This is a genomic window from Hominibacterium faecale, from assembly GCF_020734085.1.
Taxonomy (GTDB): domain Bacteria; phylum Bacillota; class Clostridia; order Peptostreptococcales; family Anaerovoracaceae; genus Hominibacterium; species Hominibacterium faecale.
Genome location: NZ_JAJAGH010000001.1, coordinates 490,705 through 505,240 on the forward strand (window position 1 = coordinate 490,705; position 14,536 = coordinate 505,240).

Consider the following 14,536-nt stretch of genomic DNA (forward strand, 5'->3'; position numbering starts at 1 on the left):
TATTATTCCTCATTCCAAACATCCCCATGACAACCAAAAAGTCCTTATTACGCTGAATCTGCCATTCCGCATCTTTGGAATTCTGTTGACAGCGGCCGGAGCGGCGGTGGTGCTCCACTCCCTCATAGAAAGGAGGAAGAATTGCAAATAATTGCGATTCCCCGCCGGCGGCCTTACAATTTAATTTTATGCTTCTGAAGCTTTCTCGTGGCTGTTGATTTATCGATGGATAAGCTGACGGCCAGATCGGTAATGGTTTTGCAATACTTCATTTTTGATAAAATAATGTTTTTTTCAAAATTGTCCATTTCCGACTTCAGGTCAATAACCGTCGGATTATTATGATTGGCCGACTCCAGATTGGACATTGGGAAAAGGGTGGAAATGCTTTCTCCGGATATAATATCGGCATTATTAATGATCACGATCCGCTCCATGATGTTTTCCAATTCTCGGATGTTTCCCGGCCAATTATAGCAGTGGAGTATTTTTTTCGCTGAGGAAGATAAAATTTTGTTGCATCTGTATTTTGCGTTGAATTTCTCCAGAAAAAATTCGCACAAAGGGGCAATGTCCTCTTTGCGATCTTTTAATGAGGGCATAGTAAAGGAGCATACGTTCAGCCTGTAAAACAAATCCTTTCGAAATTCACCGCTCTTTACCAGATCCTCCAAGTTGGAATTGGTAGCAGATATGATGCGGATATCAATGGGAATATACTTGGTGCCGCCAACCCGCATAATTTCCTTTTCCTGCAATACGCGAAGGATTTTTACTTGAAGGTGGGGCGGTATGGTGCTGATTTCATCCAAGAAAATAGTGCCGCCGTTGGCGATTTCAAACAAGCCGATCTTGCCTTTATTGTTGGCGCCGGTAAAAGCGCCCTTTTCATATCCAAAGAGTTCCGATTCCAGGAGATTTTCAGGAATTGCGCCGCAGTTCAGTTCTACAAAGGGTTTATCCTTTCGCAAGCTGTTCTGATAAATGAATTTTGCGATCAAGCTTTTGCCTGTACCGGATTCACCTTGAATGAGGACCGTGGCATCGCTGGCGGAAATTCGCGCGACCATACTGATTAAATCCAGCATAACAGGGCTTTCAAACACCAGCTCGGACTTAATGTTGGGCATACTCGCCTGGTAATATAGATCTTTCTCCGTTATTTCCTTCAATTGATTCAGCTTGCGTTCCAGTTTGCCCAATTCCGTAACGTCTCTTTCCGTGATTACAACATAAGAGATTTTCCCGTCTTTATAGAATGGCGTGCCAGTTACCAGCAGATCCAGCTTGTCCGTCAAACTTTTCTGCATTTCGGTTACCGTAGAGTTCCGCTCGATGACTTTTAAAGCAACGGAATCGTCAAAGAACCCTTCTTCGACCAAATCCCGCATATTTTTTCCAATGAGGTCCTCTCTTTTAGAATAGCAAAAACTTAAAGAAGCATCGTTGCATGCGACTACGGTTCCGATCCCATCCGTTATAAAGACGCCGTCCTGTATGCAATTTAACAACCCCTGAAATTCTTCTTCGTTGAACGTGTTCATAGTATTCTCCTCGTTTTCGTGGATAAACGTTAGTTATATACATTGATAATTTATATAATTATAATATAACGTTATAGATATAATCAATATAAAAAGAAAAGTGGTGCATTTTTGCATTGGTTGTAAAGCGGCAACAATCGAGAAAGAATTTATGCCTATTGTCGCTCTTGGAAAAAGAATGAAAAAAATAAAGTATCCGACGAAACCATTGAAAATAGATGGCGTCAGGGCTGGTTAATATTTTTTCTGTCAATAAGAGCGCAGTTGGCATGCGAAATGCTTATATTATAGGCAAACAATAATATAGGAGGTTGGAATCCAATGAAGGACATGAGCTTAAACCTGGAATACATCCATATCAAAGATGTCGTTTTCGGTGAAAAAACGTTCATCGAAAACGGGGTGTTAACGGTTAACAAGGATGAGCTTATCGATACGATAAAGACAGACAGATTGATAAACATCGATGTTGACATTGCAAAACCAGGTGAATCAACAAGAATAATTCCTGTGAAAGATGTAATAGAGCCAAGAGTGAAGGTGGAAACCGAAAGGGCTTTCCCCGGCGTATTAGACGGCTATACATCCTGCGGGGAGGGAACAACAAAAGTATTGAGAGGCTGCTGTGTAACTACATGCGGCAAGATTATCGGTTTCCAGGAAGGAATCATCGATATGTCGGGTCCGGCAACAAAATACTGCAGATTTTCAGAACTGATCAATGTGGTTGTTGTGGCTGATCCGATCGACGGCATTACACCGGCGGAACACGAAACCGAGATCCGTATGCTGGGACTGAAAGCGTCCCTGTACTTAGCAAAGGCGGGCCTGGATGTGGAAGCAGACGAGGTAAAGACTTACAGAAGAGATCCGGTGGACCCGGCGAAAAAACTGCCAAAGGTGGCATATGCGTTTCTGATTATGGCCCAGGGCCTGCTGCATGATAACTATGTTTACGGTCTCAACGCCATTCAGCTCAACGCACAGCTGCTGCATCCCAACGAAGTCTTTGACGGCGCCATCGTTTCCGGCAACTGCGTAACGGCAAGCGACAAAAATACGACCTATGACATTCAGAATCACGCCATCATCGAAGAGCTGTACAAGAGGCACGGCGTTGATTTGGATTTCTGCGGCTTGATCGCATCCCCAATCAGTACCATTTTGGCTGAAAAAGAAAGAAACGCTATGGTAACGGTAAATCTGGCTCAGACATGCCTGGCGGACAGCATCATTATCAGCCAGGAAGGCGGCGGAAATCCGGAAGCTGACCTGATGCTCATCTGCGAAAGAGCGGAAGAACGGGATATGGCCAGCGTTATCGTGCTCCACGACAATCCTGGTCCTGACGGAACTTCAGAGCCGATGGCAAACACTTCTCCAAAAGCCACGGCTGTCATTACAACCGGCAACGACAACTGCATCATCGAGCTGCCTGAAATGGAAAAGAACATCGGCTACAGAGAACAGCTGCATCTGCTTTCCGGCTCACCCGATGACTGTGAAGTCGGCGACGGAAAGATCAAAGTCGGTATTCTGGTAATTATGGGATCAGCAAGCAATTCCGCAAACGGATATTACTGCACAGAGCCGTACTAAAGAAGGAGGAAAATTGAAAATGAGAGCGTTACATTACATCAATCAGTTTTTCGGCCAGCTTGGCGGTGAAGATTCCGCTTACGCCCCTCTCGAATTAAGAGAAGGTACAGTTGGACCGGGAAACGTTCTGCAGAACATGTTAAAGGATATTGAAATCGTTAACACAGTCGTCTGCGGAGACAACTATTTTGTAGAAAATACGGAAAAGGTTGAAGAAGAGCTGGCTAAAATTTTAGACGAAAAAGAAATCGACATCGTGTTCGCAGGTCCGGGATTCAACGCCGGCCGTTACGGTATGGCATGCGGCGGCGTATGCAAGATCGCTTTTGAAAAAGAGATCATCGCTATTTCCGCCCTCAACGAAGAAAATCCAGGTTTAGAACTCTACAAAAAATACGGATATATCTTCCCAACCGGAACAAAAGCCAAGGATATGAAGGACGCCTTGACAAAGATTTCGGCCTTTGCCAACAAAATCGCCGAAGGAAAAGAAATCGGCCTTCCCGATGAAGAGGGATATTTCCCAAGAGGCATCAGAAGACCGTGCTGGAGAGATAAGAGCGGAGCCGAAAGAGCCGTCGATATGGCAGTAGCCAAAGCTTTGGGACAGCCCTACACTACAGAGGTTGAAATGCCCAAATTCGATCATATCGTTCCCAGCGCCCCTGTTGCGGATCTTTCCAAGGCCAAAGTTGCCATCCTCACATCGGGCGGCATGGTCCCTGTCGGCAACCCGGATCACCTGGAAGCTTTATCCGCATCCAAATGGTGCGCGTACTCCATTGAAGATTTCGGCGGCAGCGCAGAAAACTTTAAGGGCGAAGTCGCTCACGGCGGATATGACCCGGTATACGGCAATGACTGGGGAACTAGAATTCTGCCCTATGACGCTTTTAAAGAGTTGGAAAAAAGAGGCGTTATCGGTGAATTATACGACAAAATGCTGGTTACAGTGGGCAACTGCATGGACGTAGCTAAAGCCACAAGATATGGCAAAGAAATGGCTCAGCATCTGAAGGATGCCGGTGTTCAGGCAGCGCTGCTCACCTCCACCTGAGGAACTGACACACGTTGCGGTGCAACGTTAGTTAAGCAGATCGACGATGCGGGTATCCCGATCGTACATCTTTGCACGATTTGTCCAATTTCATATTCAGTAGGAGCAAACCGGATCTATGCTGCTGTAGCGATTCCGCATCCTGCTGGTTATCCAAACCTTTCCAAAGAAGAAGAACTGGAAGCCAGAGTTCAGCTTTGCGAAAAGGCGATCAAAACGACAGCTGTCCCAGTGACCGAACAAACGATTTTCGGAAAAGACATGTAGCATTTAAGGACATACGGAGGGGCGAGAGCCTCTCCGTATGTTTTAACCAGGAACACATTTTCAATAATTTTGTCGCAAAATATAGAAAAAAACTATTTTTTATGTTAATATGGAAGCGATTTATGGGGGTAGATGGGTGCTGGTGTGCCCTCTGGTCTTCAAAACCAGTTTGAGGAGTTAGCAGCTTCTTGGGTGGGTTCGATTCCCACATACTCCCGCCAAAACTTATGCGAAGCGATTGCTTGCTGATGAGGTTGATATGCGATTGAGAAATATGTGCTCCGTTATAGGGCACATATTGTATTTTATGGGCGAATCAGGTGAAAAGAATGGAGAAGATTGACAGGAAAGAATTTATTTCTCTCATCGATGAGATGGATAAAAAATTCGTTGTTTATAATCAAGAAAAGAACGCGATCGCCGTTGCAGCAAGCTTGGATGAGCTGAAGGACTTCAGCAAAAACCAACCTGTGGAAATTTTCAAATATCATCAAGCGTACAAAGGCAAATCGGAAAATGAGTTGAACTATAAAGACTCGGACTTTATTTTCAAAAGCAGCACCATGCGCAAAACCATTGAGCTGATCGAAGCCGTGGCGCCTACGGATACGACGGTTCTTGTCCAGGGGGAAACCGGGACCGGAAAAGGCTTTGTCGCCAAGCTGCTTCATATGAACAGCGACCGAAAGGACAAGGCTTTTGTCGATATCAACTGCGCGGCCATTCCTGAAAAACTGCTGGAATCCGAATTGTTCGGATACGAAGCCGGTTCTTTTACAGGAGCCCTGGATACGGGAAAAGCTGGTTTGTTTGAAACGGCCGGCGAGGGAACGGTCTTTTTGGATGAAATCAATTCTCTGCCCATGTCCCTGCAGGTGAAATTTTTAAGGGTGGTGCAGGAGAAGGAAGTGATGCGAATCGGCGGAACGGATTACCTGCCGGTGAAGGCCAGGATCATCGTAGCCACCAATACGGATCTGCTGCAGGCAGTGGAAGCTGGAACCTTCAGGGAAGATTTGTATTACCGGCTGAATATCGTACCGATCACGGTTGCTCCTTTGCGAAGCCGCAAAGAGGATATCCGGGCGCTGGGGGAGTATTTTCTGGAACGATGCAACCAGCGCTATAAACAGAACAAATACCTGAGCGATGAGGCATGGAAGGAGCTGGAAAAATATAAATGGCCCGGAAATGTCCGCGAGCTGGAGAACATGATTGAACGTTTATCGATTGTTAACCAGAAGGAACAGATTGAAAAAGGAGATTTAACCGATCTTTTTTCCAATTTACAGATTGAGGAGCAGTTTCAATCCTCTCTGAAAATGACCTTAAAAGAAGAAATGAACGCATATGAAAAGCGGATCATTGAGGCAAGAATGGGTACATGCAAAACGACTGCGGAGCTGGCCAAGACACTGGGCATCGATAAATCTACGTTAACGAGAAAACTGAAAAGGTTAGGTATCAGGCGATGAAAGCATATCCGAGCATTTTTAATGACGTCTTGTCTCCCGTTACCCCCGGCCCATCAAGTTCCAATACTTGCGGGCCGTTTCGCATTGGAAAACTTCTGCGCCAGCTGCTGGGCGGAACGCCCGCGGGCATGAAAATTGAAATGGCAGAAAAGGGCGGTTACAGCCAGACTTTTTATGGGATGCACAGCGACAAGGCATTCATCGGCGGCATCTTAGGAAAGGATTTGCACAGCTATCAATTTAACCGGGCCTACGATGACGCCCAAAAGGAGGGGATGACGGTTGAAGTGGAGTTCAATGATTCCGTTTCCTCAATTCCAACAGAACTCAGTATCATAACCATTGAAAATTCCCGGCGCAGATTGTGCATTTCTGCGGCCTCCTTGGGCGGCGGCGAAATCTTTATAGATAGAATTAACGGCGCGGCTGTTGCCATTGACGGCAAGCGTTATTACCTGATTGTTGAAACAAACGATCAAGGCATAACCTGCCGCCCATCCACCCGACCCTTCGATCAGTCTTTGATCGATGAAGTGGAACAGGACCCTCGTGTGAATTGGTACAGCATTACAAATCCGGTCTATGAAATCCTTCCTGTGGAAAATTCCCGGCCGCCGTTTGAGTCGGCGGCGGGTATGCTGGCCTATGTTGAGAAAAAGGGAATCAGTCTTTGGCAGGCGGCCATCGATTACGAAACTTCCATATGCGGATTGCCGGGTGAAGCCGTATGGAACCTTTGCCAAAAGGTATATGACTTGACCATCGATGCGATTGAAAAGGGCTATCGAGTCGCGGGCTTTGAAGGCGTTACTACGCCAAAGGCTTTAAAAGCAGCTGATTTTTACACCAGCGGCAGAGCAATCCCCCTGGGAATGGCATCGGCGGCTGCACCGGAAGCTCTGGCGATTATGGAATACAGCAATGCCCATGGAACGATTGTGTGCATGCCTACGGGCGGTTCTTCCGGCATTATCGTTCCCGCCATCCGAAATTCGGCAATGGCGTTGGGACTGTCTGCGGCGGATGAACGAAAAGCGTTGCTGACAGCCGGTTTGATCGGTACCTTTTATTACCCTACCCATTATTCCGGCGATCTGGGCTGCCAGGCGGAAATCGGTATCGCCGTGTCCATGGCTGCCGGGGCGCTGGCATCTCTCATGACCGATGATGTCAGGACTATTGAGAGAGCTGCTGTCTTAGGTGCACAGAGCTTGCTGGGGCTTCTCTGTGATCCCATCGACGGATATGTGCAGGTGCCGTGCTTTATTCGCAATATGACGGCCGTTCCCACGGCAGCTGTCTGCGCTAACAGCGCCATGGCCGGGCTGGACACCTTGGTCAGCTTGGATGAAATGGCGCAGACAATCCTCAGGACCGGAGAAAAGCTTTATTCCATTAACGACTACGGAGTTTGCTATTGCAGCAAACTCCGATAGGGGATCAGCCGGCCAGCTCGCCTGCGATGGAGTAAATCCTGGTATCTGGTATAAAAACCGGCAATTTTGAATTTTTGTATCTGCTTTCAACGCCTATAAAGGCCAATTTTCTCAAAACCTGTGAAAACTCAAAAAAAGCGCCTCTTTCACTCGAAAATCCGCAGCAGCAACCCTCTCCAAGCTATAATTTTGATACAAAAAATGAAAAGAATCAGATTTTTATAACCCGGCAGCTCGTCTGCTTGACTCAAAGCAGACTGGGCCAGCGAGGGGCCCTTGGCTTATCCACTATATCTCCAAACACCTGCTTGAAGGAAGCGGTGCATTCTTGCAACTATTGTAAAACTGCAAAGAAGAATAAGGAAAATCCAAGGCGTTTGGTGAAAAATGCCCAAAAGTCCGAACCAGTAAAAACCCTTAAATTTCAGGGATGAAAGGCAATTTTCTGAAAATATCTTCTATTTTGCTCCGTTGGCATATGAATTGCGGTTATTACTAATGTAATCGTTATTTTATATGTGAGAGATAGTAAAGAAAGGAAAAGGCTATGCTAAAAATCGGAAAAAGCGAAGTTCGCATCAGCATGGTAATTAAGCTTGCCGGTGCATTCTGTGCATTCCTCATCGGAGCGGGGTTTGCCACAGGACAAGAAATTATGCAGTATTTTACAAATTATGGACTGGCAAAAGGTATCGGAGTTATGGTGGTAAACTGTTTACTCGGAGCCTGGACAGCGGCAGCAATCATGAACCTTGGCAATGAATCAAAGGATGAACAAGGTTTGAACTCTTATAAGAACTTATGCGGAAAATATGTGGGAGCATTTTTATCCTGGTTTATCCCAATTTTCATGTTCCTCACCCTGGTAATTATGATCGCCGGATTCGGCTCAACACTTAATCAGCTTTTTGGAACCCCCAACTGGGTGGGATGCCTGGTCTTCGCCGTTGTTGTAACAGCAGTGGTATTGCTGGGACTGGCAAGAGTTATTGACACCATCGGTTTCATCGGGCCGGCCATCATCATCGTCACCATGATCATGGCAATCGGCGTTTTAGCCACAAAAGGCATTGATCTTGCAAATTGGGAAAATTACATAAATACCCACGACGTCCTGCTCGCTTCCAGCAGCTGGTTCATGTCAGGGGTACTGTATGCATTGTGGAACATTGTAATGTGCCTGCCCTTCATGTCAGCCATGGGCTCCAAGGCGCAGAACAAGACAGAAGTCATCACAGGAACCGTTTTAGGAAATGTTTTATTCACAGTGGGCACTTTATTCTTAGTACTGGCCGAAGGTTCCCAGATCGATATTGTAGGAGAAATGTCCATACCAGCCTTAACCATGGCACAGGAGCTTTCACCTATATTCGGCGTCGTCTACGCAATTATTCTCGTTCTTGCCATCTTTACCACGGCCGTTCCTCTCATGTGGTCCGTATCCTCCCGTCTGGCAAAGGAAAAGACCGTAAAATTTGCTGTTATCTGCCTGATCATCGCAGTACTGGGCTTTTTCGGAGGACAGCTGCCATTTGAACGTTTGATTAACTATATCTACCCATTGATCGGATACGTTGGATTTATTGAATTCGCCTTTATCATTTGGAGAGATATTAAATTGATTCGGGGAATGAAATCGGGAGAACCCCTTCCGGCCCACGATGAGGAAGAGAAGAAAACGGCGGAAAAATAGTTAGGAGGCTAAACTATGAACAAAAAAGTTGTAGCGGTATTAGGCGGCGGAAACGGAGCTCACGCTCTGGCCGCGGATCTGACAAACAGAGGCTACCTGGTCAATCTTTATGAAATGCCCAGGTTCAAAAAAAACATGACAAAGGTGTTTGAAACAAAGACGGTTTCATCCATTGGTGTCATCGAGGGAATCTTTGAAATGAATATGGTGACCGATGATATCGAAGAAGCCATTAAAGACGTCAAGTACATCGTAATCCTGACGCCAGCCTTTGCCCATGCCGATTATGCCAAGTTATTAAAAGGAAAGGTTACTTCTGATCAGGTAATCGTCTCCATTCCGGGAGCATTTGCTTCACTTAAGATTAAAAAAATCATTGGCAGCGACCCATGCCCTGTGCTGGTAGACGCCAACAACCTGATGTACGATGCCAGGCTGGTCGAACCGGGCAAAGTAAATATTCTGGAACTGGATAAAATCGAACTGGGCTTTCTGCCGACTACAGCTGAAGCTGAATTAATGCCTGAACTTAACGACATGTTCGACATTTGCGGCACCTTCCACGATGTGATGGAATGCGGTCTGGCTTTGATAAATCCCGCGCTGCACAGCGGTCCCTGCATTCTCAACGCAGGCCCTATCGAATATAAGAACAACGACTTTTATTTGTATGAGCACGGGTTCACTCCTTCTGCGACTAAGATCGATATGCGGCTGGACCAGGAGAGAAAAGCTATCGCCAAAGCTTTGGGATATGACATCAATCCATTCCACTGTTTCCCCAATATCAGACATATTGAAGAGCGGGGAGAAGAATATGAATGGCAGGATTTGTACAGAGCCGCCCATGGAGACATCGGACTTACGCCGATCGGGGGCCCCAACGACATTTTCAGCAGATATCTGACTGAAGATGCTCCCTGCGGCCTTGTCCCATGGTCCTGTATTGGAAAGGCGGTGGGAGTCCCCACGCCGACGATCGATTCCATTGTCAATCTTTATTCTGTTTTCCACGAAATCGATTGGTGGGAAAAGGGAGTGACCTTGGAAGACTTGGGGCTGACCGACTTGACAAAGGAACAAATGAAGACCTACTGCGAGACTGGCACAAAATAATCACCTGACAACGATTAAGGCTGCTGCACGAAGCAAATCGCTTTTTATGCAGCAGCCCTGTTTTTTCTCAATATCAGGCCCCACAAACCCATAAGTTTGCGTAAAAAATAAAATATTTCAATAAAATTTTTCCGATATTAAACACACTGTGCCAAACCATGTACCCAGATCTGAAAGGAGAAACTTTAAATGAAAGCGACAGGAAACGGTATCTTTAGACACTACAATTACATAAAACCCGGGGAAGATATGCATTATTGGTCCAACAAAGGCGGTACCTGCACCGGCGAGCTGGTGGGGATCATCGTGGTGCCGGCCTGGCTCCCATGCCCTCCCGGCCACGTGAGCAACGCCTATACCTTTGATTTTCCCGTAAAATATATGGAATTGACAGGAACCAATCAAACCATGGTTCACGGTGGGGAAGAGGCGATTGCAGACCATCTGGTTGAAGCGGCCAGAAAGCTGGAGCGGGACGGATGCAGGGTCATCTGCGCAGACTGCGGATATTTCGGACATTTTCAAAAACAGGTGGCCAATGCGGTGGATGTTCCTGTTTACTTATCGGGCGTGATCCAGGTCCCCTGGATCCGGTCAGGACTGAAGGATCATCAGAAAATTGGCGTGTTATGCGCAGACGCGCCTCATCTGACTTATAGTCTCTTTCAATCCTGCGGCGTGTCAAAGGAGGATTTCGACCGCTGTATCATAGTGGGGGCGCAGAATGAAGCGGAATTCTACAAAATCGATAAAAATGTAGGCAACCTGGATTCGGCCAAGATCAGGGAAGAACTGGTGAATCTTGCGCTCACAATGCAGCAGGAGCATCCTGATATGGGAGCGGTTCTGCTGGAATGCACGGATATGTCACCGTATATCGACTCGGTGCAGGCAGCCGTCAACTTGCCCGTATTCGACGCAGTTACCATGATAAAGTTTTTATACAATACCGTTGCCCACAGGGGCTGCGGGGGATTTCTGTAGGGCTTGTCGCAGTAACGTGAGGCAAGGTGAAGAACTATTTATAATATAAATAATTCGACTTACGGTACCACGAATAACTAAAATCGTATCGAGAATATGAGTAAATACATAAAACTAAGGTTCTTAAATAGCTATCGGTTCGATATCGACTACATATTTACTGGGAGGGAAACGTATTCCAGACTATAAACAATTGCCTGAGATCGTGTGAACACGGTCTCTTTTTGTTTTAGCATATTTTCTGTATATGTACTTGGGGTGGGGGAAAAGACATCAAGTCCTGTCTACTGTGTATTTTCCCAACAATGATTAATAATTGATATTGACGTATAGTGAGCTGTGCAGTGTAAAGTAATCATAAATATATTGCTTATTTATTAAACCAAAAATCAAGGCGGAGGTAAATTATGATGAGGCTGAAGAAAATGATACTGAATATTAACGGTGCCGATCGCATGTTTATTTGCGATCCTGAACGCGATACGCTGGCATCTGTAATACGGCGGCTGGGACTTACAGGGACAAAAGTGGGCTGTGGAGAGGGTGTCTGTGGATCATGTTCTGTAATCTTGGATGGAAGAGTAGTCCGATCCTGTGTTAGGAAGATTTCAGATGTGGACGAGTATAGTCATGTAACTACGATCGAAGGCATCGGAGCCCCCAATTACTTGCATCCGATCCAAGTAGCGTTCATGCATGCCGGAGCGGTCCAGTGCGGGTTCTGCACTCCGGGGTTTATCGTATCCGCTTATGCGCTGCTGCGACAAAATCTCGATCCAACTAGGGAAGAGATCAGAGATTGGTTTCAGAAACACAGAAACATCTGTCGCTGTACAGGGTACAAACAGATCGTAGACGCAGTAATGAACGCTGCTAAAGTGATGAGAAACGACTGTGCATTGGAAGATATCATGGTGAAGCTTCCGGAAGACAAGGAATATTACGGCAAACCTCTGGTACGGCCAGCTGCGTTGGCAAAGGTGTGCGGTGTTGCAGATTATGGCGATGATATTGAATTAAAGATGCCTGAGAATACGCTGCACGCAGTACTGGTACAGCCTAAAGTGGCATTTCATGCTAGAATTAAAGCAATCCATAAAGAAGAAGCAGAGAGAATGCCGGGTGTATACAAAGTTGTTACCGCAGAAGACGTAAAAGGACCAAATCGCGTGGGGTTCTTTACTTTCTCTCCAAGAACCCTGGCAACTGGGCAAACTCACCCAATCATTGCAGAGGATAAGATTTACAACTATGGTGATGTAGTTGCTTTTGTAGTGGCTGATACCAAAGCTCATGCTCAGGATGCAGTAAAAAAAGTCACCATTGACTGGGAACAGTTGCCGGAATATAAGACCTATCTGGAAGCTGTTATGCCGGATGCAGAACGGATCCATGAGGACCATCCAAACCTCTGGTCAGAGCAGCCGACCGTTAAAGGCGCAGGACATGATACACCAAGCCTGTTTAAAGAAGCACCTTACACAGTCGAAGGCTCTTTTTACTCCTCCAGAGAACCACATATGAATATCGAGGGCGATACGATCCAAGCTTATTGGGGTGATGATGGACTTCTAACCATTCACTGCAAGGCAATGATGATCTATACGCACATCGGAGATATCGCTGAGGCCACTGGATTGCCGGAAGAAAAAATTCGCGTTATCCAGAATCCAACAGGATCCACCTTTGGTTGGGGTGTATCCGCCGCGACATTTGCCATGGCGGCGATCATCTGTCTAGCCTGTGACGATATGCCAGTAGCCCTTTCAATCACTCATCAGGAGTTTATGGCACTGTCAGGTAAGCGGGCTCCTTCCTTCAGCAACGGCAAACTAGCCTGCGATAACGATGGAAAAATCCTTGCGGCAGAATGGGATTGCGGCCTGGATCATGGATCTTACAACGAATTTGGTGATGACTTGATAACCAGACCGGCAAGATTCATGTTTTTCCCGTACAATGTACCCAATTGTCTAGGATTGACCAGAGTTGCCTGCACCAACCACAATTACGGGACATCATACAGAGGCTATGGCTCTCCACAGGCATATACCTGCAGTGAAGCACTGATGGACATGATGGCTAAGAGAATCGGTATGGATCCATTTGAATTCAGATATAAGAACATCGCAAGACCAGGAGACACTAACATCAATCAGTATCCTTTCCGTGAATATCCGATGGAAAAGATGATGGATATCTTAAGACCGATTTATGAGGAAGTAAAAGAAAGAGCTGCCAAAGAATCTACTCCTGAAAAGAAGAGAGGCGTAGGTATCGCATGGGGCGGATACAATGTAACAGAAGGAATCTTTGACCAATGCACCGTTGCCCTTGAACTGCTGCCAGACGGAAGGATTGCAAAATATGATACATGGCAGGATCAGGGGCAGGGCGGAGATATCGGAGCGCTGATGACTACGCTGGAAGCTCTGAAACCACTGGGCGTTACTCCAGATGATATCAAGCTGGTGCAGAATGACTCCAAAATTTGTCCGGACTCTGGTGCTACCGCCTCTTCCAGACAGCACTATATGAACAGCAAAGCAGTAGCTATGGCAGCAGAGCAGCTGATGAATGGGATGAGAAAAGAAGACGGAAGTTACAGGAACTACGATGAAATGGTCGTCGAAGGCATTCCACTCAAGTATGAAGCACAGTATCAGAACCCGGAAGACAGGACTTTGAAGTATCTGGACCCAAATACAGGAAAAGGAAATCCGGTACCAGCTTACACCTATGCCCTGCATATGGCAGAAGTAGAAGTTGATACCAAAACTGGTAAGGCCACTTGTATCGGTTATTGGTGCATCGATGATGTAGGTGTTATCGGAAATGTAGCTGCTGTCGATGGTCAGGCTTATGGCGGGCTTTCGCACTGCATTGGTTTTGCACTTACGGAAAACTATGATGACGTCAAAAAACATACGAGCCTTGCTGGTGCAGGCGTTCCAACCATCAAGGATATTCCCGACAATTTTAATCTGATCCACCACTGCACACCAAGAAACACTAACCCGTTTGGTTCCTCCGGAGCATCAGAGGCCTTTCAGTCAGCGGGCCATATGGCAGTAATCAATGCCATCGATAATGCCTGTGGCGTAAGGATCTTTGACCTGCCTGCCTATCCGGAAAAGATCAAAGCTGGTTTGGATAAGCTGGCAAGGGGCGAAGAAATCCTGCCTCCAAAAAAATACTTCCTGGGTTCTGATTTCTATGAAGAGATGGAATACATAAAGGACAATCCCAAGACAGACTTGTTTGAAGATATGTTCCCGGAAGATAAAGCAGAAACCTATGAGCCGATCGTAGTAGAATAGACGGCATACATATTAAAAAAGACATTTCGCATAGATTAAGAGTTA

General features: G+C 46.2%; 9 protein-coding genes and 1 tRNA gene. 9 read left to right on the plus strand and 1 reads right to left on the minus strand.

Going from position 1 to position 14,536, the window contains the following annotated elements:
* Window positions 1-173: 173 nt before the first annotated feature.
* A complete protein-coding gene (locus LG211_RS02300) occupies window positions 174-1,544 on the minus strand; it encodes a sigma-54 interaction domain-containing protein (protein ID WP_148397711.1) in 1,371 nt (456 codons plus the stop codon).
* Window positions 1,545-1,865: 321 nt separating this feature from the next.
* Between LG211_RS02300 and LG211_RS02305 the strand changes: the two genes are divergently transcribed.
* The 9 genes from LG211_RS02305 to LG211_RS02345 all read left to right on the plus strand — a co-directional run bounded on the left by LG211_RS02305 (window position 1,866) and on the right by LG211_RS02345 (window position 14,491).
* Complete coding sequence (locus LG211_RS02305) at window positions 1,866-3,143, plus strand: glycine/sarcosine/betaine reductase component B subunit (protein ID WP_227754681.1); 1,278 nt, start codon at window positions 1,866-1,868, stop codon at window positions 3,141-3,143.
* 19 nt (window positions 3,144-3,162) lie between these two features.
* The gene (locus tag LG211_RS02310; RefSeq protein WP_148397712.1) at window positions 3,163-4,467 is read left to right on the plus strand and encodes a glycine/betaine/sarcosine/D-proline family reductase selenoprotein B; all 1,305 of its coding nucleotides are present in this window, start codon (window positions 3,163-3,165) and stop codon (window positions 4,465-4,467) included.
* A 124-nt stretch (window positions 4,468-4,591) separates the two neighbouring features.
* Window positions 4,592-4,688: transfer RNA gene (locus tag LG211_RS02315), tRNA-Sec, on the plus strand.
* A gap of 108 nt (window positions 4,689-4,796) precedes the next feature.
* Complete coding sequence (locus LG211_RS02320) at window positions 4,797-5,942, plus strand: sigma-54 interaction domain-containing protein (protein WP_227754680.1); 1,146 nt, start codon at window positions 4,797-4,799, stop codon at window positions 5,940-5,942.
* Window positions 5,939-7,378 carry an L-serine ammonia-lyase, iron-sulfur-dependent, subunit alpha gene (locus LG211_RS02325; RefSeq protein WP_269476942.1) on the plus strand — a complete coding sequence of 480 codons (1,440 nt, stop codon included), beginning with the start codon at window positions 5,939-5,941 and terminating at the stop codon, window positions 7,376-7,378. Before LG211_RS02320 ends, LG211_RS02325 begins: the two co-directional genes overlap by 4 nt.
* A 547-nt stretch (window positions 7,379-7,925) precedes the next feature.
* A complete protein-coding gene (locus LG211_RS02330; protein WP_148397715.1) occupies window positions 7,926-9,071 on the plus strand; it encodes a YkvI family membrane protein in 1,146 nt (381 codons plus the stop codon).
* Window positions 9,072-9,086: 15 nt separating this feature from the next.
* Entirely contained in the window at window positions 9,087-10,187 is a 1,101-nt protein-coding gene (locus LG211_RS02335) for an NAD/NADP octopine/nopaline dehydrogenase family protein (protein WP_269476943.1), read from the plus strand.
* 189 nt (window positions 10,188-10,376) lie between these two features.
* Window positions 10,377-11,171 carry an aspartate/glutamate racemase family protein gene (locus tag LG211_RS02340; protein ID WP_148397717.1) on the plus strand — a complete coding sequence of 265 codons (795 nt, stop codon included), beginning with the start codon at window positions 10,377-10,379 and terminating at the stop codon, window positions 11,169-11,171.
* Between the two features lie 407 nt (window positions 11,172-11,578).
* Complete coding sequence (locus LG211_RS02345) at window positions 11,579-14,491, plus strand: molybdopterin-dependent oxidoreductase (protein ID WP_253021222.1); 2,913 nt, start codon at window positions 11,579-11,581, stop codon at window positions 14,489-14,491.
* Window positions 14,492-14,536: the final 45 nt, after the last annotated feature.

Bases quoted from the DNA above. Each gene is read 5' to 3' on its own strand.
- LG211_RS02345 (WP_253021222.1), top strand. From the start codon at position 11,579: ATGATGAGGCTGAAGAAAATGATACTGAATATTAACGGTGCCGATCGC.
- LG211_RS02330 (WP_148397715.1), top strand. From the start codon at position 7,926: ATGCTAAAAATCGGAAAAAGCGAAGTTCGCATCAGCATGGTAATTAAG.
- LG211_RS02305 (WP_227754681.1), top strand. From the start codon at position 1,866: ATGAAGGACATGAGCTTAAACCTGGAATACATCCATATCAAAGATGTC.
- LG211_RS02325 (WP_269476942.1), top strand. From the start codon at position 5,939: ATGAAAGCATATCCGAGCATTTTTAATGACGTCTTGTCTCCCGTTACC.
- LG211_RS02300 (WP_148397711.1), bottom strand. From the start codon at position 1,544: ATGAACACGTTCAACGAAGAAGAATTTCAGGGGTTGTTAAATTGCATA.
- LG211_RS02335 (WP_269476943.1), top strand. From the start codon at position 9,087: ATGAACAAAAAAGTTGTAGCGGTATTAGGCGGCGGAAACGGAGCTCAC.
- LG211_RS02320 (WP_227754680.1), top strand. From the start codon at position 4,797: ATGGAGAAGATTGACAGGAAAGAATTTATTTCTCTCATCGATGAGATG.
- LG211_RS02340 (WP_148397717.1), top strand. From the start codon at position 10,377: ATGAAAGCGACAGGAAACGGTATCTTTAGACACTACAATTACATAAAA.